Consider the following 25106-nt stretch of genomic DNA (forward strand, 5'->3'; position numbering starts at 1 on the left):
CAGACAAGGCGCATATACTTCCTCTAATGTGGGAATCTGTGCATGCTCATATTCCGGATGCGTGCGGTTGAAATTATGCTTTATCAACTTCGCATAAGTAAAATCTTTTACCCAGCCGCTTCCATCGCTCACACGGTCAATCGTTTCATCGTGGATGACAACAAGTTCTCCGTCTTTTGTAAGCTGCACATCCAGCTCGATCCCGTCTGCACCAAGCTCCACCGCTTTCTCAAAAGCTGCCATTGTATTTTCCGGTGCGTATCCGCTCGCACCACGGTGTCCCCACACGAGTGTTCTTTCCATCTTTTACTCCATTCCTGCCGGTTTCTTCTTTTTTCTGATGGTTTTTCTTTTCCAGAATTTTTATCCTGCCTGTTTTTCCTTCTGCCCGGCTTTTTTGCTTTTCTCTTTTTTCCTTATCTTAAGCGGTGACTGTAAAATGAGTGTGGAGTATTATGTAAAAAATGGGTAAAAAAATACAGAACCACATTTCTGTGATTCTGTAACATGCCTTTATTTCTTCCTGTGATTCCTTTTTCCCTGATGATTCTAATCCTTATGCGCAGCCTCATAAACGTTATAGCATGCAGCAGCCCCGATCACGAGCGCAGCCCCGATAAACGCCGTGCGTCCGATCGTCTCTCCGCAAAAGATCGCAACAAGAATCGGGTTCAAGATCGGCTCTAATGTAGAAGTTAAGGATGCCGTAACCGGTGAAACACAATCTAAGCCCCTCGATAAAAAGATGTAGGATAATCCAAACTGGATCACACCGAGAAGGATAATGCAGATCCATGCCTTCGCAGAATGATCGGTCTCCCCTAAAAACGACGGCAAACCGATACATAAACTCATAACATGGGATGCTAAAAGTGACGACTCAAAATCAGAGCCAGGGAAACCTTTCATCATCATAACCAATGCATAGGTAAATCCTGAAAATACAGCAAGCAGATTTCCTGCCATTCCGCCGGCACTTAAGGAATCTAAAAAGAAACACAATATCCCTGCGAACACGACCGCGCACGCGATCACTGCCGCCTTTTTCGGTTTCTTCTTATATAATATCCACATCAGCAGGATCACAAAGATCGGCTCTGTAAACTGGAGCACGATCGCATTTGCCGCCGTTGTCATCTTTGTCGCAGAGACAAACGTCAGTGCCATAACTGTATTGCAGATGGCACCAAACAGTACCGTCTTATTCCATACAAATTTTCGTTTTGTGACCACCATATAAGAGGCGATCAGCATAAATGAAAAAATACTGCGGATTCCCTGGATCGTAATGGAACTCCACGGAATCGATTTTATCAGAACACCTCCAGTACTGAAACATACTGCAGAGAGCAGCACATAAATGGTTCCTTTCATACTTTCTTTATCTAACTGTTTTTCCCGCATTTTAATCCTCATTTCTGCTTCACCTCATTACCAGTGCGGGCAGCACAAGCACAGCAAGGAATATGATATTTGCCAGATGAAACCACAACAGATAATACCCCTTTGTTCGGTTATAATTATGTGCATAGATCTTATAGGAGATCAGACTCGCCATGGAAGCGATCAGTGTACCAAGCCCTCCTAAATTCACGCCCAGTAAAAGCTGCTTTAAATCACTTGAAAATCCAGATAACAACAATGCCGCCGGGACATTACTGATCACCTGGCTTGCCACAAGTCCAACGAAAAGCTCCCTTCCATTTACCAATGTCTGCAATGTTTTCTGAAACACCGGCAGCCGTCCGATATTTCCGGTAAAAATAAAGAAAGCGATAAAGGTAAAAATCAGACAATAGTCCACCTGTGCAAGCACCTTTCTATCTGCCAGAAATACCGCTAAAACCACTGCCGCAAGCAAAATATAATATGGCAGGATTCTTGCCACAACAAGAAGTGCCATCACAAATAAAACCACATACATGACTGTCAGCTTTTTGTTCATTTCCTTTTTCTCTTCCGAAAAATGACATTCGGTCAGTCTGATCTTCCTTTTTCTCGCACTTAAAACAAAAATAGTCAGTGCAAGCAGTACACCGGAAATAACGGTATATGGAAGCATAAATACGATAAATTCCCCGACATTCATTCCGGAGAGATTATAAAGATACAGATTCTGTGGATTTCCGATCGGCGTCAGCATACTGCCAAGATTTGCTGCTATCGTCTGAAGTACGATGACCGGAACCATAAGACGCTCCTGACCGCATTTTTGCAAAGTCAGAAGTGCAAACGGAACAAACGTCAGAAGCGCAACATCATTTGTAATGACCATACTGGAAAAAAAACACAAAAAAACAAGCACAAATGCCAGTTGGGCTGTATTTTTCGTATGCGCTAAAAGCCTCCGCCCGATTTCATCAAAAATCCCGTTATTCTGTACCCCCGCCATAATGATCATCAGTGAAAGCAATATTCCCAGTACACGAAAATCAATATAATTCACATACTGCTGATCCGGATGCACAAAAAAAGCGGATATTACCGCTAAAATTGCTGCAACGGCCAGCACTGTTTCTTTTTTTACAAATGCTATGATTTTTTCTTTCATATATAACACCACCCATAAAACTTACCTGTCTATTCTAATCACTTTCCCCCCGAATGTAAAGATACCAGGCTTAAATAAAAGGCATACATAATTTCCTGCATTCCGTGCACACTATAAGCATCATTGATATTTTATCTAATGACTGCTGTGCATGCAAATTTACATGTCACAAAACCGGACAAAAATGGAGGATCTTATGTACCCACCTGTAACACTCCCTGTCACAAATGAATACGGTTATTTTGAAATACGGTTAGAGAGTATCGGCGGTCTCGGCGCAAATCTCTGTGGAAAAATGCTCGGCGAACTCGGTGCCTTATACCTTTCCTTAAACTCCTTGAGTTTTTCCAGCTACGGTTCCGAAAAACGCGGTTCGCCGGTAAAATCCTATATCCGCTGGAGTCCTGCTTCCACCCCGCTTCGCATCAACAGTCCTGTCTTAAGACCGCATGTACTTGGCATTTTCCACGAAGGACTGATCGGTACTTATCCGGTATTAGACGGAATTTCCGCCGACACAAAAATTGTTCTAAATACACCTTTGTCATGCGATGAAGCGGCAGAAAAATACAATATTTCCATTGGAACACTATATTGTCTGGACGCACTCTCTATCGCCATGAAATCCAGATCCCGCATCAACATGGTCATGCTCGGGGCGATTGCAAAAGCCTGTCCCTTTATCCCGATGGAATCTGTCGAATCACTCTGCAAAAATACGGTTGGGAAAAAATATCCGGCTCTGATCGAAGCAAACCTGCTTGGTTTAAAAATGGGGTATGAAAAAACTTCCGAACAAAAACTTTCCCATAGATCCAAACACGCCTCTGACATGGTCTTAGACTCCCCCGCCTCCTCTGCTCTCGCAAAAGAGACCTATGTCTGGGGATATAAAAATGCTCCGATCGGCGGGATCAATACGCGTCCCGGAAGCACCGTATCAAACGATCTCTCCCCGTCCCGTGAAGGTTATATTCCTCTCTTTCTGCAGGAACGTTGTATCAACTGCGGACTGTGTGACTCCACCTGCCCGGATATGGTATTTCAGTTTGCTCCTGGCACTTATAAAGGAAAAAATTCCATGGTAAACAAGGGGCTTGATTACCGGCACTGCAAAGGATGTCTGCGCTGTGTCGATGTCTGTCCGACACATGCCCTCGTAAAGGCGCTTGAAAAAGATTACCCGGAAAAACCATATTCTATGCCGGATCAGGATCTGCTGCCTGCAGGCATCCAGTATCAGAAGACAGGTGCAAACTCCTGGATCACCAGTGATTCTTATCTTGATGAAAAACGTATTGACGGAGGTATCGTATAATGTCGGATCAGCAGCAATCAACAACACAGGCTTTTCTAATTTCAGATCAACAGCCACAACAAAAATCGCAGACTTTCGTAAAGAAAACTGCTGCGCAGCGAGAACTCTATGAAAGTGGAAATGAGCTTGCCGCCTACGCCGCAAAGCAGATCAATTATCATATCATGGGCTATTATCCGATCACGCCCTCCACACAGATTGCGGAAAATCTCGATCTCTCGGGTGCAAGAGGCGAGCACAACATCCGCCTGATCGCCGCTGAAGGAGAACACAGTGCCGCAGGTATCTGTTATGGTGCCTCTGCCGGCGGCGGGCGTGTATTTAATGCCACAAGCGCCAACGGCCTGCTCTATGCCTTAGAACAGTTTCCGGTGCAGTCCGGGACACGCATGCCAATGGTCATGAATGTAGCCTGCCGTACTGTGTCTGGTCCTCTATGCATCAAAGGGGACCACAGCGACATCATGTATCTGCTCAATACCGGATGGATCATTTTATTTGCAGATGACCCGCAGATGGTCTATGACTTCAACCTGATTGCCTTAAAACTGGCTGAAAAAGTAAATTTGCCGGTTGCCGTTGCCTTTGATGGTTTCTTTACCAGCCATCAGAAACAAAAATGCATGGTTTTTTCTGATAATGAAACTGTACAGAATTTTATCGGTAAAAAACTTTCCTGCGACAATCCGGATATTTCTTCTTTCGCAGGAAATGACTCAACCGGTGAAAATCATTTTTTCAGTGTACTTGACCTGAATCATCCGATCTCTGTCGGCTCTTATATGAATGAACCGGATATCATCAACAATAAATACCAGCTTTCCCTTGCCATGGAAGAAACAAGAAAAAAACTCCCGGTACTGTTTGATGAGTTTGCCTCCCTCTCCGGCAGAATGTATACTTTTTGCCGCGGATACAGGTATGAAGATGCAGATATTATCCTTTTTCTGCTTGGCTCTTCTTTTCACACTGCAACCGTTGCCGCCGATACACTGCGTAAAGAAGGCATCCGCGCCGGCGTTATCACCTTAAATGTGCTCCGCCCATTTCCAGCGGATGAACTGCGTAAACTCTGTATGCATGCGCAGACAATTATTGCCGCAGACCGTCAGGACAGCTACGGTGCCGGCGGCGGAAATATGTCCTTAGAGCTGCGCGCCGCACTGCAGGATACCACGGACTCTGCGCATCCGATCCGCGTACTGACACGTATTTACGGTCTTGGCGGTAAGGACTTTTTTGTAGAAGATGCGGTTTCACTGTTTCGTGAAGGACTTTCTTCTGACGCCAAATCTTTTGATTATTACGGTATTACACCGGGCAAGACAGGAAATCCACAGCCACAATATTTTGCGCCGCTCACAAAAGAACGCCAGTCTCCGGGTGTCACAGCCTGCACTTTTGATCCCGAAACCGGAAAAATGATCGTAAAAGGCGGACTCATCAAAGATGCCACCGCCATGCCAAAACGTATCGCTCCTGGAATCGGAACCTGCCCCGGATGCGGCATCCCGGTAAACTTAAACCTTCTGCTAAAAGGCATCGAGGGAAATGTGGTCTTTCTCTTCCAGACCGGCTGTGGCATGGTGACAACCACTGCATATCCTAAAACAGCTTTCCGCATTCCGTATATCCACAACCTGTTTCAAAATGGAGCTGCAACTCTAAGCGGACTGGTGGAAGTGTTTGAAGAACGGCAAAAACGCGGCGAATACCCTAAAGGTGAAATCACCTTTATCATGGCAAGCGGTGACGGCGGCATGGATATCGGCATGGGTTCCGCGCTTGGGACTGCGCTGCGCGGTCATCATCTGCTCATGTTTGAATATGACAACGGCGGATATATGAATACCGGCTACCAGCTCTCCTACTCTACCCCGATGGGTGCAAAAAGTTCCACCTCCCATCTCGGAAAAACACAATTTGGAAAAACTTTTTTTCACAAAGACATGCCGGAGATCATGGCTGCAACCCACCTGCCCTATGTGGCAACCGTTGCAGAGTCGAACCCGAATGATTTTATCAAAAAAGCTGCAAAAGCCGCTGCCTACGCAAGGGAATCTGGCACTGCCTATGTAAAAGCGCTTTCCGCCTGCCCACTAAACTGGAATGACCGCCCCGACACAGAACGAAAAGTTATTGCTGCCGCCGTAGACTGCTGTTATTTTCCGCTCTATGAAATTGAACGCGGCATCACATCACTTAGCTATGACCCACAGAAAGCGCATAAAAAAATCCCCATCACAGAATGGTTTTCCATGATGGGGCGTACAAAACATCTCGCCACCGAAGAATATAAACCAGTTGCAGACCAGATCCAGGCAGAGGTCGACAGGCGCTATGAACGTCTATTGGCGCGTGCCGGACATCCACTGCTGTAGCTTTTATGTCAAAGATTTAACCACCGACACGATTCCTGCGATCAAAAGCAGTATCAGTGCAATATAAACCAGTCCTGAGAAAAATAACCCGATCAGAAACAATGGGAAGATAATGATCGTAAGTAAAACTTTTAAAATCCCCCAGGATGCTTTAAATGCAAATATGATCATTTTACCAAATACAGCAAACATCAAAATAATAAACAGCGCTGTTAACATAGTCCTCTCTCCTTTTTCATACAGAATTTTTGCCTTAAATCACTGTAATTGTGATATGTCTGCAATAACAGTTTTGTTAATCCTATGTTAACAGTTGTCTGTCTAATGTCAAGTCCCTGCTTTAACCTCTGCGAAACCATTCTTTCATCACATCAAAAATCTGCACAAGTTCGTCTTCCTCTATAATATAAGGAACCATGGAATACATATATTTTAAGAACGGACGGCAAAAAACGCCTCTCTCGTATGCAAACTGCTGGAATCCTTCCAGTGTCGCACCATCATATACTTCCACACAGGTACAGCCACCCATCACACGCACTTCTTTGATTCTTTGATCGGTAAATCCGTCCATCTCACGATGTGAGATTTCTTCAATGCGTTTGATTTTTCCCATATAATTTTCCCGCTCAAAGATCTCAATTCCTTTCAGAGCTACGGCACAGGCAAGCGCATTTCCCATAAAAGTCGGTCCATGCATCAGCGCATGGCGGTCATTATCACTGTAAAATGCATCAAATACCTTATGGTTTGCCACTGTTACCGCATGTCCGATATAACCTCCGGTCAATGCTTTTCCAAGCACTAAAATATCCGGCAGCACCAGATCTGCAACAAAACGGTTGCCGGTTCTTCCAAATCCCGTTGCAACTTCGTCAAAGATCAAAAGCACGTCATACTGATCACACAATTCCCGTGCGCGTTTCAGAAAAGAAATATCATACATACGCATCCCGCCAGCTCCCTGCAGCAGCGGTTCTACGATAAAGCAGTTTAACCTGTCATGATATTTTTCAAATGCCTCCTCTAATGCCGGTATTTCTGTCGGAATGTGAACCACTCCTGTTTTTTCCTCAAACGCAAAATGATAATCCTCATCATCCCCTACTTCCATTGCCTTAAATGTATCCCCATGGTACGCATGCTCTAATGCCAGTACAAGCGGACGTTTTCTGCCCTGATTTGTGTTGTACTGCAATGCCATTTTTAAGGAAACTTCCACTGCAACACTTCCGGAATCCGAGAAAAAACAATAGTCTAAATCTCCCGGTAAATATTCCTGCAATTTATCCGAAAGCTTCTGCACCGGTTCATGTGTCAGTCCGCCAAGCATCACATGGCAGAAATGATCTGCCTGCTCCTTGATGGCAGCGGTCAGTTCCGGATGCTTATAGCCATGGATCATGCACCACCAGGACGATACTGAATCGATCAGTTTCTGATCTTTTGTGTAAAGATAAACACCTTTTGCATCTAAAATTTTATACGGTTCCCGCATAGTTTTCATCTGTTCATATGGATACCAGATCATATTTTTTCCTCTTTTCTATCATTTCCTGCTGTTTTCAGATACATATTCCGTAAATAACCAGACCAGATATCTTATTCATATAATGCCGCAAGTGTTTCCACATCCATCTTAAGCTCCGTATCCCCGTCCTGCACCTTCGCAAGTGTCGGCAGTCCTGTCATGTATTCGCACATATAAATATTGTCGTCCTCCATCACATCACCCGGATGATAATGGTTAAATATGATTCCTTTTAACGGCAAATGATGCGCTTTCATATATTCTGCCGTCAGAACCACACTGTTGATCGTACCAAGTCCTGCATCTGCGATCAGAATACTGTTAAGTCCAAGCTCTGACACCACATCTTCCAGCTGGATCTTCGCTTCATCGAAGCAGATCGGGCATAAAATACCGCCGCTTCCCTCCACCGTCACATAATCATACGTATCACATACAGCTTTATATCCATTTTTCACCACATCCATCTGCACCGGATGCCCCTCGATCCTTGAAGCAAGATGCGGTGAATATGCATGTTCATATACATAAGGGCACATTTCCTCAAGCGGCTGCGCAATCCCCGACATTTTCTGCACAAAAAGAGCATCCCCCGGTATCAGAGAGCCATCCTCCCGACGGTCATTTCCACTCATTGCCGCTTTATAGTAGGCAGCAGATTTCCCGGCTTCTGCCAGTTTTTTTACGATCAGTCCTGTCACATATGTTTTTCCGATATCCGTACCTGTTCCTGTGATAAATAAAGCCTTGCTCATATCCATCCTCTTTTCTGTGCATTTTACTTCTTCATTCCTGCACAACTTTTTGTAACGCTTTCCCAATATATGCTGCGTATTTCTATGCTTCCTTTTTTTCCTCTTTCCAGTATTCCGGTGTGACATCGCGGCCTAAATCCTCAAGCAGCTGTCTGTCGCTGCGGATCGTTGCGCATGCCACCGTTGTCAGCATGTTTCCGGTAATGGATGCGGATGCTCCTGACTGGAAAGCAATCTCCCCATCGTTTGTCAAAAGTGCTCTTCCCGCTGCAAGACGGATATTGGCATCCGGGTTGATATAACGGAAAAATGCGATTGTGCGCAAAATATCAGCCTCCGACAGTCTTGACAGGTGTTCTAACGGTGTTCCCGGTATCGGCATCAGCGCATTAATCGGGATGGAGTCAATTCCCAGTTCCGCAAGGCTTATCGCCATATCAAGTCTGTCCTCCCATGTTTCTCCCATACCGATGATTCCTCCGGAGCAGGCGCACATGCCCTCTGCTTTTACTTTTTTTAAAGTTTCGATCTTCATATCGTAAGTATGTGTCGTGCAGATATTCGGGAAATTACGTCTTGACGTCTCAATATTGTGATGATAACTGGTGACACCCGCTTCATGCAGTCTGTGCAGCTGCTCTGCAGAAAGGAACCCCATAGATGCACACAGATCGATCTTACATTCTTTTTTCATCGTCTCATATGCATGGATCGCCTTGTCAAATTCCTCTCCCGTCAGTGCTCTTCCCGCCGTAACGATGGAAAAACGGTCAACACCTTCCCTCTCGTTCATTTTGCAGGCCGCCAAAATCTCTTCCTCCGGAAGGAAATCATACTCCTCACAGTTCGTATGATGGTGCGCCGACTGTGCACAATATTTACAGTCCTCCGGGCATCTTCCGCTGCGCCCGTTGATGATCGAGCACAGGTCTACCTTATCCCCGATCCTTACTTCTCTGATCCTGTCTGCTCCCTCACAAAGCTCCTCTAAATCACAGGTCAGAAAAAATGACAGATCATCTTCCCTTGTGATTCTTCTTCCGTTAATAATTTCTTCTGCTAATGTAAGTGCATTCATTTCCTTTTCTCCCTCTCATTTTGTCGGATACCGTGAATTTTTCACGATCTCATCCTCACCACCTCATATGCAAGCACCGGTCTGACACGCTTTGCCACCACTGCCCCAAGAATACTTAAAGCAATATCCCCCGGTACAGCCAGAACAAAGCAGTACAAAAACAATGGTCCTACGGCGATCGGCGTATCGATCACAAAGTTACAGATGATATAGTAATAAATCATGCCGATTGCATACACGCAGAAAAGTCCCGCCAGATTTGCAATCAGATACCGCGTTATGGTCTTTTTTTCCATGTGTTCTGCGATCCACCCGGTTACAAATGTTCCTACGGCAAATCCGATGATATATCCAAAACTCGGCTTAAACACATACCAGATTCCGCCCCCCTCTGAAAAAATGGGAAGTCCGGCAAGTCCAAGCAGCATATACGAGAGCACAGACAATGTTCCAAGCCTTGATCCAAGCAGCAGCCCCGCCAGCATTGTAAACAGATATTGCAGGGTAAACGGCACGACCGGTATCGGGATCTTGATAAATGCTCCAACTGCGATCAGTGCCGTGAATAGTCCACAGTAAATCACACCTTTTGTTTTCATTTTTGTTAGCCTCCAATGTTCTTATAGTTAACAATATTAGTTAAAAAACGGGATAATGTCAACTCTTTTTATTTTATAAGTTAACATTATCCCATTTTATTAAAACAATTTGTATCATCATAATCACATACAATATACACTTTTAAACATTTTCAATATCAGGATTCATAAGACATACATGTATGCTTTACCTGTCATACCCGGCATCCGCCGCACATTTCCTTATCACTTTGGGAATATTCGCCTGATTATAAGAAAGCACTTCGATCTTTACACCCATTGCATACTGCTCTTCCCCTTCGAGCTTCTGCACACCGCCTTTTATCACTACTTTCGGACGTTTTACATCAAAACTGTATTCCATTCCAGTCAGAACACCTGATTTATTAATGGTATATACAATACGCTCATTCTGGTAACCGGTCTTCTGATACTGCTCATAATAAACAGACATCTTATCCATCTGTTCTGTATCGTCCTGTTCCTTAAACCCCGCCGGTTCTATTAAGTCAAGTGCCTGATCTCTTTTTTCTTTTAACTGCTGCCCAGACAAAGAAAAGATGATCTGCTTTGCTCCATCATCCAAATCTGCCGTCTCTGCAGAAACAATATCTTCCTCCCGATAACCCGGATTGGTAAGTGCCTGATAATTGGGGATATCTGTTGTCGTGCTGTAACCATTCCATTCACTCCAGGTTCCTGCCTGGTAGGAATTTACCGTAACACCATCGCAAAATTCTTTCACATACGTCATGGCTCCATCTGCATCTGTATTCTTATATTCCACCATCCAGGTTTCATCTAACAGATCAGCCCAGACTTCCTGCGTCTGCTGCACAATATCCTGATTTCCGGAATAACTGTTCGTCACCAGATAATGCACATTATTTACTCTGCGCAGCCCCCGCATGGCATCTAAGACTTTACCAGTCTCCTCACTTGCGACCCCGCCTGCAAACATACTTTCCAAAAATAACACCCCGGAAAAAATAGTGACTAAAACTGCCTGAACTGATTTTTTATCCATAGGGCTCCTCCGATCTCATCACGACTTCATTCGTGATTTTACTTGCACCATTTCATGGTATCATCATTTTCCATCAAATACAATCGTTTATCAGCCCAAGCCGCTCAAATGCATGTAAAATTCCATCCTCATCAATATGGTCTGTTACCATGTCCGCTAACCTTTTTACCTCATCTCTGGCATTCCCCATTGCAACACTGATCCCGGCGTACTCCATCATCTGGAGATCATTCGGTCCGTCACCAACTGCAATGCAATTCTCCCGTGAAATGCCGACATGATTTAAATAACGCTCCATACCGGTCGCCTTATTAATTCCATTAATTCCGATCTCGCCCGCAAAATCGCCCATTCCATCCAGGCTGATCGCCACCGCATCAAAATACGGTTCCATATCCGCATGTACCTTAGCAACCGGAAACGGTGCACCATAATAAATGATCTTCTCATTTTTTTCATTTTCCCATGGCTTCTCGGTCAGATGCATCCGTCCGATCAGACGGTCTAAGCGCTCTTTACTCATTCCGGCATCCCGGTATACCTTTAACATGCCGTCACAGCTTCTCTGGTTTAGCACCACGCCGTCATCCGCCTGATAGCAGAATAAAAATCCATTACTCTCTAAATAGTCAAAACTGGTTTTTCTGTGCTCCTCATCAATATAGGCATGATAAAACTCTTTTCCTTCGTCTTCCACAAAAGCACCCGCTCCACCGACAATGCCGGAAAATCCAAGTTCTAACAGCCCGTCATAAATCTGAAAACGGCTCCGTCCGCTACATACCACCATCCGGTGGCCGTTTGCCTGCGCTGTGCGGACTGCGTACTGTGCAGACTCCGGGATCTCGCCCTTTTCATTGACCATTGTTCCATCTACATCAAGAAATACTACTTTTTTATCCATTTTCCACATCACCAGCCCGTAAATTCATCTACACTCTAAAGTTCCTTTTTACCGACGGACCCTTTCCTAACCTGATCATTTACACTATTATTTTATCTTATCATGCATTTCACAGGCTTTCAATATACATTCCTCCTTACATCAAAGCTGTATTTAAAATGGATTGTAATCACTGCTGCTTTCTGTTCACATATAAATAATAGATCACATTGAGAACAATTCCAAATATCGTTGCTGCCGGAGCCGCAAAACCAATCTTTGTAAGACTTGCGTCCGGCTGGATGCTCATATAATATGCTAACGGCAAGCGCACCAGCAGTGTCTGGACAAGCCCCTGCACCATAACCCAGACTGTCTTATCGTGTCCATTAAAATAACCGATTATGCTGAATAAAATAGCTGTCACGATCGTTTCTAACGCAAAACCTTTTAGATAATCATAACCATTCTGCACAACGGCTGCATCTGTTGTAAAAATTCCAGTCAGAAGATTTCCTTTAAACCAGACAAGCGTAAATACGATACATCCGATCACAAGTCCAACACCCATGCCTGTAAACATTGCCTTTTTTGCTCTCTTTTCGTTGCCTGCACCCACATTCTGCGATACAAAGGATGCCATGGACTGCATGAGGGAACTTGGGATGAGCATTGCAAAATTGACAATCTTACAGGCAACTCCGTATCCGGAAGACGCTTCAAGTCCGAGCCGGTTGACAAATGCGCAGAGTGCAAGAAAAGATATCTGCGTCAGAAATTCCTGCAAGGCAAGCGGCAGACCGATCTTTAAGGCTCTCACACAGTGCATATTGATTTTAAAATCGTGTTTACTGATTTCAAATGGCAGTTCTCTTTTTACCAGCAGGAATAATGCAAACACAACACTGACTGCCTGTGCTGCTACCGTTGCGATCGCAGCTCCAGCTGCATCCAGATGCAGTCCTGCAACTAAAATCAGATCTCCTGCAATATTAACCACACAGGCAACCGCAACAAATAATAATGGGGATTTGCTGTCTCCAAGACCTCTGAAAATAGCTGCGAGCAGATTATACGCAACAATGAAAAAGATTCCGCCGCCGCAGATGCGCACATAAGTGGAAGTCAATTCCACTGCTTCTTCCGGTGCCTGCATCAATACTGCAATCGGCTGTGAAAACCCAATCATGATTACAAAAAGCACCGCAGAAACGATTGCAAAAATAATTGTCGCGCCACCGATCAAAGCCCCTATATACTGCGGTTTTTTCTCCCCGATATACCGTGCGATCAATACTGTGATACCCATTGCAAACTGCGTGATCACAAACGTAACTAAGTTAAGCACCTGACTTCCTGTCGATACAGCTGAAAGCCCGGAGGTTGTTCCAAACCTTCCCACGACTAAAAGATCTACTGCACCATAAGCCGCCTGAAGCACCAGTGCACCTAATATCGGCATCATAAATGGCAGTAATTTTCCCAAAATACTTCCCTGTGTAAAATCTGATTTTGAATTATTCAATGTCAACTCTCCTTTTACTCATGACTTCATAAAATTTTTCAATAGTCTGAATCATACAGTCTGCTTCTTCTTCGGAAATATGATCCATATATTTTAAAAGCCGGCTGTAATAATTTTTATCGTACTTATCCCACAATTCTTCACCTTTTTCTGTAATCGCAACATATGTGATTCTCCCATCTTCCTCCGATGCATATTTGGTGAGATAACCCTTTTTTTCCATCTCCTTGACCGTTCTTGTAACCCCCGGTCTTGGCAGCTTTAAGGTATCACTGATATCTGATACTTTTACTCTTTCCTTACTCTCCTGCTGACTGTGGATCACATCCATATACTGAATATATGCCGGTGTTACTCCTTCTGGCAGTTCCGGGAGCAGTTCCCGGATTCTTTTTGCAAGATAACAGGCATCTAACATTCTTTTTATCTTTTCTGCTGTCATTCTTTCACTTCCTTTTTCTGTTCTGCTCTATATAATTACTCTTGGTAATTACCATTGGTAATTATACGGCAGTATATATAGATTGTCAATAAGATTTTGATACCTCATACACAAGATAAACTCTTTATTTTCCAATAAAAATACCCCGAAAGCAGCTTCCAGTTATTGGATCTGTCTGCTTTCGGGGTATTCTGTCCGATTTCGGTCATTTCTTTATATTCTCTTTTTACTGCCGGATATCCACAAGTCCCTGCTCTAAATCCTGTTCCATAAATTCATAACCACAGCCTGACGTACTGGTATTTAAATAAAGATACGGAAGCACATCTTCATCCACAACAAATCCGACATGTAACGTTTTTGTCTCCCCCGCTTTGATACTGTCAAAATAATTATTTCCCCGCTCTCCGCCGGTCACATCAAAATATCTCATCTCCTCACCATATTCTAAACTGCTGCTGTCAGAGCTGACCGTATCCCATGTTTCTCCCTCTTTCGGCTGCTCTGCACCGCAGATTTCATAAATTCCGTTCTCTTCTTTGATTTTCATGACAGAATTAAAAAATAAAATGTCTTTCATCTCTGTATCCCCGGTATTGCTGTATTCTAACGTAACATATACTAATTTCTTCGGTACCTCCCTGCTGCTTATAACCTCATCAAGTGTATTCACTCCATCTCCGGATTTGATATAAGAAACCGTATCCGGTATCAGTTTTCCATTTTCATCTGTGCCAATCATATCCCTGTCCACAAAAGCCGGATCAAGGATTCCGGTATCATCCGTTACTTTCACATCTGTTACTTTGATCCACAGATTCTTAGCTTCTCCGCCAGTTTCTCCCTGCACTGCAAATTCTTCTCCAATCTTATGCAGATTTTTCATTTCATCTGCAGTTGCAGTTGTTTTTAACTCCCCATCTTCGGAATCCTCTTTCATATCCTCTACCACAGTCGCCTCATAATCACTCCAGTTATATGGATGAATGACCGTGCCATCCGAAAGTTCCTCTGCAGATGCTAAAACAATCCCCTCTGCCACCTTGCAGGCTTCCTCTTTTGTCACATCATGACCGATATACATCTGCATTACATAATGATACTCCGGATAAGCCACATAGATCATCTGATCAAATGCTTTATCCTGATCAGATGTATTTTGCTTTTTTATATAGACACCATCATGATTTCCAACCTGGATATTTTCACTTTCCGTCACATAATCATCCTGCATCCCAAAAGATTCATCCCCTGTATCCATCTGATAAAATACAATGGAGATTCCCCCCTGTCCCGGTGTCTGTTCATAGCTGTATTTTCCTTCTTCTGTCTCTTTCATTCCATCCGGCAGATAAGATAATTTCATTGCAACCGGTGCTACATTTTGTGTCGCATTCTGCGCAGTAAGCTGTGACGCCTGATCATCTGTTTTTCCGGTATTTTCTGTCCCATCTGTCTTTTCAATTGCTGTCATTCTGCCGTAATTTCCCTGCGGACTGCTGCTCATACGGTATAATTTTGTTCCCGCAAAAATCGTCGTTCCAAGTACAAACGTTGCCGCCAGTGACGCCACCACTGCTTTTTTCAATGAAAAATATCCTTTCTGCGGTGTTACTTTTACCTGTTTCTCCACTTCTTTTTCTATCATATCCCGCATGCTCTGTGGCATTTTCGGAAATTCCTGTTCCATATTTTCAATATTCATACTCAACTCTCCATTCCGTAACTGTTTTCCCGTTCCAATTCGTTTTTCAATCTCGCCCTTGCACGCGACAGACGGTTCTTTACGGTGCTCTCTGTCACACCTAATATTCCCGCTATCTCCCGCACACTGTACCCCTCCATGTAATACAATGTGACAGAAAGCCGCGCATCCTCTGACAGACGACTGATCGCCTCATATAATTCCGAATAATCTCTTGTCTCTGTGGCGCACTCCTCCATCTGATAATCTTCAAGCGACACCACTTTCTTCTCTTTCCTCATCACAGTGTAACACTCGTTGATAAGGATTCTTGTCAGCCACGTTTTCGCATAGGCATCTGATTTTAATGTGTGTAATTTGGAAAATGCTTTCACGATCGTTTCCTGGATTGCATCTGCACAGTCCGCATCCCGATACAGCAGTGTTTTCGCCACATGATACATCATATCTTCCGATGCGATGATCAGCTCTCCCAATTCTTCTTTTTTCATAACTTTCCTTTCCGCCGGCTTACATATTCTGTATATTCTGTTGTTTCTTCGTTACTGTTCACTCGCAAGTTTGACACTTGCTGTCAAACTGTGCGCCAAAGACTATATTTTGCCAGATTACAGCCCCATGCATCGAAGATGCATTTCAAATGGGCTGTAATTGATACTGCTCACACAGTGTGTGAACAATAGCGTTTCTTATGAGCTCATAGAATGGCATGTCATTGCATATCCCATGCTGCCTTTACCTCTGAGTATACAATTTTTCATGCTATTTGTATCATCCAGTGGAAACATTCTGACCACTGAACCTTTACATAGATTAGACGCATGGAAAATAAAAAAGGTCGCAGCTTTAAAAAAATTATTTTCTTGACAAATTTTATTTATCATGCCTATAATGACGTTAATTGAAGCAGAACAACAGCTTTGACGGGAAGAAGTAAAAATAAGCGGAACGAACAGAAAGCAACCGGCTGATGAGAGGTGCACGGAAAACTTATTTCGAATACATCCCCGAGCTTCACACCAAATTCGTATTTTTGAAAGATGCGATAGTAGGCTGTGACGTAGCGGCGCACGTTACAAGCGCCTGAGTGTTGTCGGACACTCGATAAGGCAGACAATGTGAATTGCCTGCGAACAAAGGTGGTAACACGGGTTTTTATCCTCGTCCTTTTTTAGGACGGGGATTTTTTTATGTAACAGGAAATATTGCTCTAAAAGAGCTGATCTATTGTTATAAACGATTCAATTTAATTTTAGGAGGATTTACAATTATGACATTGTACGATGAATTAGTTGCCAGAGGTCTGATCGCCCAGGTAACTGACGAAGCAGAAATCAAAGATCTGATCAACAACGGAAAAGCTACTTTTTACATTGGCTTTGATCCAACCGCAGACAGTCTTCATGTAGGACATTTTATGGCATTATGCTTAATGAAACGTCTCCAGATGGCAGGCAACAAACCGATCGCTTTAATCGGCGGCGGAACCGCCATGATCGGAGATCCATCCGGCCGTACCGACATGCGCCAGATGATGACACCGGAAACAATCCAGCACAACTGTGACTGCTTCAAGAAACAGATGAGCCGTTTCATCGATTTTTCCGATGGAAAAGCACTTATGGTAAACAACGCAGACTGGCTGATGGACTTAAATTATATCGATGTACTGCGTGAAGTTGGTGCTCATTTCTCCGTTAACCGTATGTTAACCGCAGAGTGCTACAAACAGCGTATGGAAAAAGGTTTAAGTTTCTTAGAGTTCAACTACATGATCATGCAGAGCTACGACTTCTACACCTTATACCAGAAATACGGCTGCAACATGGAGTTCGGCGGTGACGACCAGTGGAGCAACATGTTAGGCGGTACTGAACTGATCCGCAGAAAACTTGGAAAAGACGCTTACGCAATGACCATCAACCTCCTTCTTAATTCGGAAGGCAAAAAAATGGGAAAAACACAGTCCGGTGCTGTATGGCTTGATCCGAACAAGACTTCTCCGTTTGACTTCTTCCAGTACTGGAGAAACGTTTCTGATGCAGACGTATTAAAATGCATCCGTATGCTGACATTCCTTCCATTAGAAGAAATCGATGCAATGGAAAGCTGGGAAGGCGCACAGCTTAACCAGGCAAAAGAAATTCTTGCATTTGAGCTGACGAAACTGGTACACGGTGAAGAGGAAGCAAACAAGGCAAAAGAAGCTTCCCACGCTTTATTCGCAGGTGGTGGCGATTCTGCCCACATGCCAACCTTAGAACTGACTGCTGCTGACTTTGCAGATGGAGACTTAGATATCCTTGCACTTTTAGTAAAAGCAGAACTTGCTCCATCCCGCTCCGACGCAAGACGTGCCGTACAGCAGGGTGGTGTCTCAGTTGCCGATGAAAAAATAACAGACATCCAGACCACTTACAATGCAGATTCCTTCGGTGCTGACGGACTCGTGGTAAAACGTGGTAAAAAGAAATTTGTAAAAATTATTGTAAAATAATTTTTTACTTATCCCGGAGTGCGATCAGCCACCTCTTTGCCAACGGCAGCCAGCTCTCGCACTCCTGCTGGATTCCTGTACCATCCCGCATTGCTGTGAGCCTGCTGCAGGTACTGAGACCATGTTTCCCGACCGGATACATATGAAATTCCACCGGTATCTCATATTTTTTCATTGCCTCGATCAAAAGCAGGGAATTTTGCACCGGGACTGACTGATCTGTGTAAGTATGCCAGATAAATGCCGGCGGTGTATACTCTGTCACCTGTTTTTCAAGAGAAAGCAATTCTAACATTTCTTCTGTCTCATTGCCACCGAGAAGCTGCTTAAAAGATCCACGATGTGCATATTCCCCGGATGTGATAACCGGATAATTTAAAAGCATTGCCGCAGGTTTTAATATCTCATTCATCACACCGGCAGCCTCAGCCAGCCACTTCGTATGCCAGAACATAGAAAGGCATGCTGCAAGGTGTCCGCCCGCGGAAGACCCTTGGACAACGATCTTATCTGTATCCACATGCCACTCTTTTGCATGCTCATGAATCAGCTTCATGGATGCGGCCGCCTCTAAAAGTGCCGTCGGATAAACTGCCGGTGCCACCGAATAACGCAGCACCGCCACATGATATCCTATACTTAAAAAATGCATGGCAAGCGGCTCTGATTCCCTGTCAGACGTGTGTTCATAACCGCCACCCGGACAGATCAGCATCATAGGACGCTTATCAATCGCAATGGAATCCGAATCGTCCAGTATATAAGTACAAAGTCTTGCATCCGCAAGTGAACCTTTTTCGTGTAAATGAAAAACTTCCGTTAACATAATTTCTTCTCCATTTATATTTTCTGCTATAAATTACTTTTACTATAACAGAATGCATGCTCCATAAACATTCTATTATCAAGAATAAAAAAAACAAAACCTCGAAAATAGATATTTTCGAGGTTTTAAGAGGCACGGACCGGATTCGAACCGGTGATGACGGTGTTGCAGACCGGAGCCTTACCGCTTGGCTACCGCGCCATATGATGTTATAACAGATGCTGTCTCTTCTGTTATTTTTAACTTCCAATCTCTCGCAGAAGTTCTGTTAAGATTTTATCAGAACAAAACTTCTGCGTCAAGACCGATTTTAATTTTCTACTTAAAATCTATGCTTTTTTGCATACAATATTCCTGTGTTCTGTCGTAAGAGATGATTTTTTCAGTACTTACAATATAAAACATATCTCCCGCATAAATTCCCCTATATGCTGATGTATCTGCCGCTTTGGACTGATCCGGATTTCCCGCCTTATCAGTCAGACTTTGTGACAGCAGAGTTTCAAATTTTTCCCCATTCCATGTAAGTAAAAGATACGTAACACTCTCCCCATCACCATAAGACTGCAGTGCAAATCCAAGCAGATTTTCGTCCGCATCTGCAAGTACACATTTATAATTGTAGAGCGCCTCACTGTAATTATAATCCTTTAAAACAAGGCTCTCCACCTGTTTTAAATCTGCAGGATCTGAAATATCAAACATTGTGATCTTAATACCTGTATGTTCTCCTGTCTTTTCATCCGTCTCATATCCAATCCCGATCAGTTTATCATCGCCCCAGAAATGCAGATATTCTGAAAAACCACTTATCTTTAATTCTCCAAGTACCTTTGGATTTCTATCATCCGATAAATCTACAGCAAAAAGCGGATCTGTATTGCGATAGGTAACAAAATATGCCATATTTCCCAGATAACGCGCAGCATAGATTTCCTCTCCCTGTGCAAGGCCTTCTATTTTGCCTGTAAGACTCAGATTTTTATCAAACAAATAAAGATTATTCGTGTCCTCTCCATTCACTGAATCCTGGCTGGTCGTTAAAACACGCAATTTTCCGCTCTGTTCATTTATCGCAAATGTATCTGTAATTCTCCCGTTCACTGAAACTGCTCCATCAGCATCCATCTTCCCATCAGCAAGCCCAAATTTTGCAATCTGTGTTACCGCATCATTCCAGGAACCTTTTATCTGATATACATAAAACGCACTTTCACTCACATAGATATCCACATACTGACTTAAAATCATGGTATTATCCACAACCTGATCCGGATTTTTCACATTTACTGAGGATATCAGCAGACTGTTGCTTCCTCCACCGCCATTGTCCACGTAAATATCTTCTGCATCTACCGCATTATCATTGACTAACGGAATCCATCCACTTACATTTTCTTCCGTAACGGCTTCTTCTTTTGTCTGTTGTGGCATACTGATTCTTTTATTGGTAAAAAGATAAATAATATTTCCGATCTTTCTTGATGTCTGATACCTTCCATCCTGCGTCACACACCCGGTTTTTACAGGCTTTTCCGGATCACTGATATCATAGGTAAGAACCTGTGTCTGTGTTCCCTCACTAAAATAATAAATACAGTCTTCCGTATAATTTTCTGTATCATCTGCCTGCATTTCCAGTCCGGAATCTTCACTTTCCACGATCACGCTTAAAATATCACCATCCACATACATCTCAAGCACACGGTCGGATGAAGTTTCAGAAATCTGTATTTTTCCGATCTGTTTTAATGCTTTTTTCCGGATATCCGTAATCAATATTTCATTGTGGCTTACCGTGTAAATATAAGAACCATCTGTTTTGACAAAATCGCTCTCATCCACGCCTTGCGTCTGCAGATTTGTCCCGGAATACCGCTGTTTTGCCGTATCTGATGATATATCTGCCGCTGTCTGTCCCTCCTGTGCTCCTGCGCCCTTTATCATCTGTGTACCGCCGATTTCTTCCACTCCGTCTACAGCCGCACCCACGGTATCTGATGTGTCATCCATAATATATGTCGCTGCATCACCAGAGTTAGAACTATCTCCCTCCGCAACCGCTATTCCGTCTGCTTCCTTTTCCTGACCACTGCCAGACCAGATTGCATCATAGACCTCTCCATAATTTTTTGCGACTGTATACAAAGATCCTGCATCTTTTTTTTGTGCATTTTTCTCTACGCCTGCAGTCGCTCCATCTTTTAATTCGCTGCTGCCTTCTGATCCTTCATCTGACTTTTGCCCGGATGCCGCTTTTTCTATACCCACCGGCGCCGTCATAAGCCCTGTGCCGCCCCCGGTAACCGCATGGATTCCTCCTGCTGCGCCAATGACAAGCACAAGTGCCGCCGCTGCTACAGCCCCGTAATAAGTGATCCCGCTTCTCCGTTTTACCTTGTTTTTCTGGTTCTCCTTTAATTTTCTTTTGATCTGCTCCGGTTCAATATTCTCTGGAATTTTTTCCTGTGCGGCAGATTTTTCTATTTTATCTAAAATTTCTTTTTCTGACATTTGACATACACCTCCATCTTATAACTGCTCGCCCATTTTCTTTAAAGCGCGGCTTTCTTTGGAACGCACGGTATTTTCATTCATATGTAATATTTCAGCAATCTCACGGCTCGTATAACCTGCAAACTGATGCATACTGATGATCAGACGTTCTTCATCCGCAAGTTCAAAAAAAAGTTTTCGAACCTGTATACACTCTGTCATCTCCAGACTAGAATCAACCGTAAGCTCTGCCATATCATCCATCCCAGTCTCCCTTTTACATGCATATTCCCGCAGCTTATCCTTACATTTATTTGACAGGATACGGAACAGCCAGCTCTTAAATGCTTCTTCACTGCGCAGCTTCCGGATCGACGCAAATGCATCAGTAACTGCATCACTTACCGCATCCTCGGCATCGTTTGTATTTCGCAGTATATACAATGCAAAACGATACATATTCTCATATATTCCGGCATATAACTCAGCAAATGCATCAATATCTCCACGCTTTGCCCGCCTCACAAGCTTTATATAATTTTCCATAAATATTTTCTCCATGGGATTTTCATTAGATACTTATTTTTCTGTCATATATATAGTCTAAATAAAGGCAGGTTTTGTTGCAAGAAAATAAAAAAAGCCGGCTGCTGATTAGTACGCCGCTTACGACATAAAAATGGGGAAAGCACTCTATACTTTCCCCATTTAACATAATTTTTTTATTCTGTTTTAAATACTGAAATCTCCGATTTCAGATCATTCATATTATCACCCAGTGACTGAGCCGTCTGATTCATGGTATCTACATTCTCCTGAAGTTTTGCAGCAACACTCTGAACCAGTTTTGTTCCCTCTGCTGTTTCTGCAATAATATCCGAAATATTCTTTACTGCAGCCAAAGTATCTTCACGCTCTTTATCCGCCTGCTCTGTACTGGATACGATTTCTTTCAATCCATCAAACAGCTTCTGCATACACTGATTCATGTCATCAAAAACTCCAACAACTTCCTGTACAGCTTCTGTCTGAAGTGCAACCATGTCTCGTGCCTGTTTTGCATTTTCTACACTGTTTACCGTCTGGTCACTGATATGAGCTACATTGTTCTGAATTTCTCCGGCTGCCTCTGCAGAATGATCTGCAAGCTTTCTGATCTCCTCAGCAACCACTGCAAATCCTCTTCCTGCCTCTCCTGCTCTCGCCGCTTCAATAGAAGCATTTAAAGAAAGCAGATTCGTCTGTTCAGAAATATCTGTGATTGTTTCCACAAACTCATTGATAATCTCAGATTCCTTTTTGAGCTCCTCAATACTGGTCTCTACCTTTATGGTTACATCTGTTGTTTTTGTTGCACGTTCACCCAACGTCTGAACCATCTCCATACCATGACTAATCATACTTTCTGCCTCAGAGACAAGTTTCTCGACCTGACCTACAATGCTGCTGACATTTTGAATTTCCTCTGAAAGCGTATCTGTCTTTCTTACACACTCTTCTGCATGTTCAGACTGCTTTGTTATACCATCATTAATCTCATCTATCGCCTGGATAATGTTCGCAGAATAATCTTTCATAACATCTGATGCCTGTCTTACTTCCTGCGCAGATGACTCTAACGTGTCGGTTGCTCCACTTACTTTCTGAACCAGCTTTTTATTATTATTGATCATATTATTTGCAACAACTGCAAGATTGTTAAATTCATCATGACCTTTAACGCTGACCTTAGTTGTAAGATTTCCCTCTGCAACCTCTTCAAGTCTTCCGGAAATACGTATCATATTCTTCTGTATTCCGGTACTGATGATAATACCGATCATTACTGCAACAATACATGCAATTACTACTACTGCGATCGTCACATTGCGGATCTCATCTGCCTGTCCATTGACAATCTCCATTGGTACAAGTGCACATACCGCAGCATTTGTACGCTCCATCCGGCTGTAAAAGAACAGGTAGTTCTTTCCATTTATGCTGACCTCTTTGGTAGTCTGCTGGTCTTCAATATTATTAAAGAAATCCTGTCCATAGAATACTGTCTCACCATCCGCTCTGGTACTCTCCTGACCTTCCGGAAGTTTTTCGGAAATGATTTCTCTTCCTGACTTAGTAACAAAACCAATGATACTACCTTCTCCCATATCAAGGCTATCTAAAAATTCCTGAATAGCAGATGCTTTGATATCAATTACAATAAATCCTTTACCAGACTGTGGCGTTGTTTGATATGCCATAATATAATCTGACTGTTTTAAACCAAGGGTTTCGTCTAAAGTCTTATGATAATCAACCCATTCTGGTAATTTTTTTTCATTATCAGAATATCCAAGCATTTCATCCTTATACTCTTTGTAGATACCCATTGCAGTTCCGCCTGCCCTTGTGGATAACATCTGGATATCTTCAATTGTCACAATATGTATATTGCTGATAAACTCATTTCCTGCCTGAGATGCACGGATACTTGATCCCACACTGTTAATAACAGATTTTTTCTGCGTGGAATCAGTCTCATACAGACCTATCATATATTTCCCAAGATCTGACTGAAATGCATACTTTAATGCCTCTGCCTCAATAAAAGAGTTACTTACATCAATATACTGGTTTGCCATATTGATTGTCTGTTCATTTGAATCCCGGAATGTATCATACATACCAGCAGCTGCTTTTTTATAAGAAAATACCCCAACCAAAATCAAAAATAGGATCGGAACCAGAAAACATAAAAAAATCTTCGCACGTATACTAAACAGTACGCCTTTCTTCTGTTCCTTTTTTTGAACCATTGTCTGTTTCGGAACTTTTTTTGACCTTTGTGATCTTACACCTTTTACAGGTGATTTTTTGTTCTTATTGGCCATAACACTACCCTCTTGAGCAGAATCTTCTGCTGCCTCTCCAACATAATAATATTTAGAATATATACTAGAATATCACAAAAAATGAGTTTTAAAAAGTCAATTTTTGTAAATTTTTACTTTTTATTGCGCTTTTTGTTCTGTTTATATTTATAAATACAACAAAGAGCTCTAGAAAATCCTAAAGCTCTCTACTTTTCAGAGGCGACAATCGGAATCGAACCGATGATAAGGGTGTTGCAGACCCGTGCCTTACCGCTTGGCTATGTCGCCATATAATATTGTAAGTGACTCCGACGGGAATCGAACCCGTGTTACCGCCGTGAAAGGGCGATGTCTTAACCGCTTGACCACGGAGCCGGAGTATGATCCGGATAAACACAAACTATGATTTACCGGATAAAAAAACTCCCCGAGTAGGACTCGAACCTACGACAGCGCGGTTAACAGCCGCGTGCTCTACCAACTGAGCTATCGAGGAATATTAAATATATAACAAAACGACGTATTTGATACGTCATTTTTATCATATGTATTAAAAGTTAGTACCTTCAAAACTTCATACAGAACTCCGATTCTATTTGGTCAAGCCCTCGATCGATTAGTAACAGTCAGCTCCACACGT

20 protein-coding genes, 4 tRNA genes and 1 pseudogene are annotated in these 25106 nt (G+C 43.1%); 3 read left to right on the forward strand and 22 right to left on the reverse strand.

Annotated features, from left to right (window positions below):
* Nucleotides 1-12 precede the first annotated feature (12 nt).
* The 3 genes and pseudogenes from DXA60_RS08565 to DXA60_RS08575 all read right to left on the reverse strand — a co-directional run.
* A pseudogene (locus tag DXA60_RS08565) lies at nucleotides 13-358 on the reverse strand (glycerophosphodiester phosphodiesterase family protein); the annotation flags it as partial.
* 191 nt (nucleotides 359-549) lie between these two features.
* The gene (locus tag DXA60_RS08570; protein WP_243006826.1) at nucleotides 550-1416 is read right to left on the reverse strand and encodes a DMT family transporter; all 867 of its coding nucleotides are present in this window, start codon (nucleotides 1414-1416) and stop codon (nucleotides 550-552) included.
* A 7-nt stretch (nucleotides 1417-1423) separates the two neighbouring features.
* The gene (locus tag DXA60_RS08575) at nucleotides 1424-2551 is read right to left on the reverse strand and encodes an SLC13 family permease (RefSeq protein ID WP_117920858.1); all 1128 of its coding nucleotides are present in this window, start codon (nucleotides 2549-2551) and stop codon (nucleotides 1424-1426) included.
* 196 nt (nucleotides 2552-2747) lie between these two features.
* On the opposite strand from DXA60_RS08575, the gene DXA60_RS08580 reads away from it, so the two are divergent.
* Nucleotides 2748-3869 (forward strand): 2-oxoacid:acceptor oxidoreductase family protein, encoded by a 1122-nt coding sequence (locus DXA60_RS08580; RefSeq protein ID WP_243006827.1) that lies wholly within the window; start codon nucleotides 2748-2750, stop codon nucleotides 3867-3869.
* Nucleotides 3869-6250 (forward strand): transketolase C-terminal domain-containing protein, encoded by a 2382-nt coding sequence (locus DXA60_RS08585; protein ID WP_117920860.1) that lies wholly within the window; start codon nucleotides 3869-3871, stop codon nucleotides 6248-6250. The genes DXA60_RS08580 and DXA60_RS08585 overlap by 1 nt, the downstream gene beginning before the upstream one ends.
* Nucleotides 6251-6253: 3 nt before the next feature.
* Here DXA60_RS08585 and DXA60_RS08590 read toward each other — a convergent pair whose 3' ends face one another.
* The 11 genes from DXA60_RS08590 to DXA60_RS08640 all read right to left on the reverse strand — a co-directional run bounded on the left by DXA60_RS08590 (nucleotide 6254) and on the right by DXA60_RS08640 (nucleotide 16286).
* On the reverse strand, nucleotides 6254-6469 hold the full coding sequence (locus tag DXA60_RS08590) for a hypothetical protein (protein ID WP_117920861.1): 216 nt from the start codon (nucleotides 6467-6469) through the stop codon (nucleotides 6254-6256).
* A gap of 121 nt (nucleotides 6470-6590) precedes the next feature.
* A complete protein-coding gene (gene bioA, locus DXA60_RS08595; RefSeq protein WP_117920862.1) occupies nucleotides 6591-7781 on the reverse strand; it encodes an adenosylmethionine--8-amino-7-oxononanoate transaminase in 1191 nt (396 codons plus the stop codon).
* Nucleotides 7782-7852: 71 nt separating this feature from the next.
* Nucleotides 7853-8536, reverse strand: a complete 684-nt coding sequence (gene bioD / locus DXA60_RS08600; protein WP_117920881.1) for a dethiobiotin synthase — start codon at nucleotides 8534-8536, stop codon at nucleotides 7853-7855.
* A gap of 82 nt (nucleotides 8537-8618) precedes the next feature.
* On the reverse strand, nucleotides 8619-9614 hold the full coding sequence (bioB, locus tag DXA60_RS08605) for a biotin synthase BioB (protein ID WP_117920863.1): 996 nt from the start codon (nucleotides 9612-9614) through the stop codon (nucleotides 8619-8621).
* A gap of 41 nt (nucleotides 9615-9655) precedes the next feature.
* On the reverse strand, nucleotides 9656-10213 hold the full coding sequence (locus tag DXA60_RS08610; protein ID WP_117920864.1) for a biotin transporter BioY: 558 nt from the start codon (nucleotides 10211-10213) through the stop codon (nucleotides 9656-9658).
* A 187-nt stretch (nucleotides 10214-10400) separates the two neighbouring features.
* A complete protein-coding gene (locus DXA60_RS08615) occupies nucleotides 10401-11240 on the reverse strand; it encodes a hypothetical protein (protein ID WP_117920865.1) in 840 nt (279 codons plus the stop codon).
* A 73-nt stretch (nucleotides 11241-11313) separates the two neighbouring features.
* Entirely contained in the window at nucleotides 11314-12144 is an 831-nt protein-coding gene (locus DXA60_RS08620) for an HAD family hydrolase (RefSeq protein WP_117920866.1), read from the reverse strand.
* Between the two features lie 169 nt (nucleotides 12145-12313).
* The gene (locus tag DXA60_RS08625; RefSeq protein WP_117920867.1) at nucleotides 12314-13648 is read right to left on the reverse strand and encodes an MATE family efflux transporter; all 1335 of its coding nucleotides are present in this window, start codon (nucleotides 13646-13648) and stop codon (nucleotides 12314-12316) included.
* Nucleotides 13641-14090 carry a MarR family winged helix-turn-helix transcriptional regulator gene (locus tag DXA60_RS08630; protein WP_117920868.1) on the reverse strand — a complete coding sequence of 150 codons (450 nt, stop codon included), beginning with the start codon at nucleotides 14088-14090 and terminating at the stop codon, nucleotides 13641-13643. The genes DXA60_RS08625 and DXA60_RS08630 overlap by 8 nt, the downstream gene beginning before the upstream one ends.
* Before the next feature lie 226 nt (nucleotides 14091-14316).
* Nucleotides 14317-15795 carry a DUF4367 domain-containing protein gene (locus DXA60_RS08635; protein WP_117920869.1) on the reverse strand — a complete coding sequence of 493 codons (1479 nt, stop codon included), beginning with the start codon at nucleotides 15793-15795 and terminating at the stop codon, nucleotides 14317-14319.
* Between the two features lie 2 nt (nucleotides 15796-15797).
* On the reverse strand, nucleotides 15798-16286 hold the full coding sequence (locus DXA60_RS08640) for an RNA polymerase sigma factor (protein ID WP_117920870.1): 489 nt from the start codon (nucleotides 16284-16286) through the stop codon (nucleotides 15798-15800).
* Between the two features lie 779 nt (nucleotides 16287-17065).
* On the opposite strand from DXA60_RS08640, the gene tyrS reads away from it, so the two are divergent.
* Entirely contained in the window at nucleotides 17066-18292 is a 1227-nt protein-coding gene (gene tyrS, locus DXA60_RS08645; protein ID WP_117920871.1) for a tyrosine--tRNA ligase, read from the forward strand.
* 4 nt (nucleotides 18293-18296) lie between these two features.
* Here the strand turns inward: tyrS and DXA60_RS08650 are convergent, their stop codons facing one another.
* The 8 genes from DXA60_RS08650 to DXA60_RS08685 form a co-directional block, all read right to left on the reverse strand.
* A complete protein-coding gene (locus DXA60_RS08650; protein WP_117920872.1) occupies nucleotides 18297-19118 on the reverse strand; it encodes an alpha/beta hydrolase in 822 nt (273 codons plus the stop codon).
* A 130-nt stretch (nucleotides 19119-19248) separates the two neighbouring features.
* Nucleotides 19249-19319 (reverse strand) — tRNA-Cys (locus DXA60_RS08655).
* A 117-nt stretch (nucleotides 19320-19436) separates the two neighbouring features.
* Nucleotides 19437-21632 carry a beta-propeller domain-containing protein gene (locus DXA60_RS08660; protein ID WP_117920873.1) on the reverse strand — a complete coding sequence of 732 codons (2196 nt, stop codon included), beginning with the start codon at nucleotides 21630-21632 and terminating at the stop codon, nucleotides 19437-19439.
* An 18-nt stretch (nucleotides 21633-21650) separates the two neighbouring features.
* The gene (locus tag DXA60_RS08665; protein WP_117920874.1) at nucleotides 21651-22160 is read right to left on the reverse strand and encodes an RNA polymerase sigma factor; all 510 of its coding nucleotides are present in this window, start codon (nucleotides 22158-22160) and stop codon (nucleotides 21651-21653) included.
* Nucleotides 22161-22336: 176 nt separating this feature from the next.
* Entirely contained in the window at nucleotides 22337-24484 is a 2148-nt protein-coding gene (locus DXA60_RS08670; RefSeq protein WP_117920875.1) for a methyl-accepting chemotaxis protein, read from the reverse strand.
* Nucleotides 24485-24683: 199 nt separating this feature from the next.
* Nucleotides 24684-24754: transfer RNA gene (locus tag DXA60_RS08675), tRNA-Cys, on the reverse strand.
* 15 nt (nucleotides 24755-24769) lie between these two features.
* Nucleotides 24770-24841, reverse strand: a tRNA-Glu gene (locus DXA60_RS08680).
* A 48-nt stretch (nucleotides 24842-24889) separates the two neighbouring features.
* A tRNA-Asn gene (locus DXA60_RS08685) sits at nucleotides 24890-24962 on the reverse strand.
* Between the last annotated feature and the right edge of the window lie 144 nt (nucleotides 24963-25106).

The sequence above is a fragment of the Roseburia sp. OF03-24 genome (assembly GCF_003463035.1).
Classification (GTDB): domain Bacteria; phylum Bacillota; class Clostridia; order Lachnospirales; family Lachnospiraceae; genus Roseburia; species Roseburia rectibacter.

What these genes read in the sequence shown, in the direction of transcription:
- DXA60_RS08580 (WP_243006827.1), top strand. Translation starts at nt 2,748, where the DNA reads ATGTACCCACCTGTAACACTCCCTGTCACAAATGAATACGGTTATTTT.
- bioD (WP_117920881.1), bottom strand. Translation starts at nt 8,536, where the DNA reads ATGAGCAAGGCTTTATTTATCACAGGAACAGGTACGGATATCGGAAAA.
- DXA60_RS08590 (WP_117920861.1), bottom strand. Translation starts at nt 6,469, where the DNA reads ATGTTAACAGCGCTGTTTATTATTTTGATGTTTGCTGTATTTGGTAAA.
- DXA60_RS08570 (WP_243006826.1), bottom strand. Translation starts at nt 1,416, where the DNA reads ATGAGGATTAAAATGCGGGAAAAACAGTTAGATAAAGAAAGTATGAAA.
- DXA60_RS08635 (WP_117920869.1), bottom strand. Translation starts at nt 15,795, where the DNA reads ATGAATATTGAAAATATGGAACAGGAATTTCCGAAAATGCCACAGAGC.
- DXA60_RS08665 (WP_117920874.1), bottom strand. Translation starts at nt 22,160, where the DNA reads ATGGAAAATTATATAAAGCTTGTGAGGCGGGCAAAGCGTGGAGATATT.
- DXA60_RS08585 (WP_117920860.1), top strand. Translation starts at nt 3,869, where the DNA reads ATGTCGGATCAGCAGCAATCAACAACACAGGCTTTTCTAATTTCAGAT.
- tyrS (WP_117920871.1), top strand. Translation starts at nt 17,066, where the DNA reads ATGACATTGTACGATGAATTAGTTGCCAGAGGTCTGATCGCCCAGGTA.
- DXA60_RS08615 (WP_117920865.1), bottom strand. Translation starts at nt 11,240, where the DNA reads ATGGATAAAAAATCAGTTCAGGCAGTTTTAGTCACTATTTTTTCCGGG.
- DXA60_RS08640 (WP_117920870.1), bottom strand. Translation starts at nt 16,286, where the DNA reads ATGAAAAAAGAAGAATTGGGAGAGCTGATCATCGCATCGGAAGATATG.
- DXA60_RS08670 (WP_117920875.1), bottom strand. Translation starts at nt 24,484, where the DNA reads ATGGCCAATAAGAACAAAAAATCACCTGTAAAAGGTGTAAGATCACAA.
- DXA60_RS08620 (WP_117920866.1), bottom strand. Translation starts at nt 12,144, where the DNA reads ATGGATAAAAAAGTAGTATTTCTTGATGTAGATGGAACAATGGTCAAT.
- DXA60_RS08660 (WP_117920873.1), bottom strand. Translation starts at nt 21,632, where the DNA reads ATGTCAGAAAAAGAAATTTTAGATAAAATAGAAAAATCTGCCGCACAG.
- DXA60_RS08630 (WP_117920868.1), bottom strand. Translation starts at nt 14,090, where the DNA reads ATGACAGCAGAAAAGATAAAAAGAATGTTAGATGCCTGTTATCTTGCA.
- DXA60_RS08650 (WP_117920872.1), bottom strand. Translation starts at nt 19,118, where the DNA reads ATGTTAACGGAAGTTTTTCATTTACACGAAAAAGGTTCACTTGCGGAT.
- DXA60_RS08610 (WP_117920864.1), bottom strand. Translation starts at nt 10,213, where the DNA reads ATGAAAACAAAAGGTGTGATTTACTGTGGACTATTCACGGCACTGATC.
- DXA60_RS08575 (WP_117920858.1), bottom strand. Translation starts at nt 2,551, where the DNA reads ATGAAAGAAAAAATCATAGCATTTGTAAAAAAAGAAACAGTGCTGGCC.
- bioA (WP_117920862.1), bottom strand. Translation starts at nt 7,781, where the DNA reads ATGATCTGGTATCCATATGAACAGATGAAAACTATGCGGGAACCGTAT.
- bioB (WP_117920863.1), bottom strand. Translation starts at nt 9,614, where the DNA reads ATGAATGCACTTACATTAGCAGAAGAAATTATTAACGGAAGAAGAATC.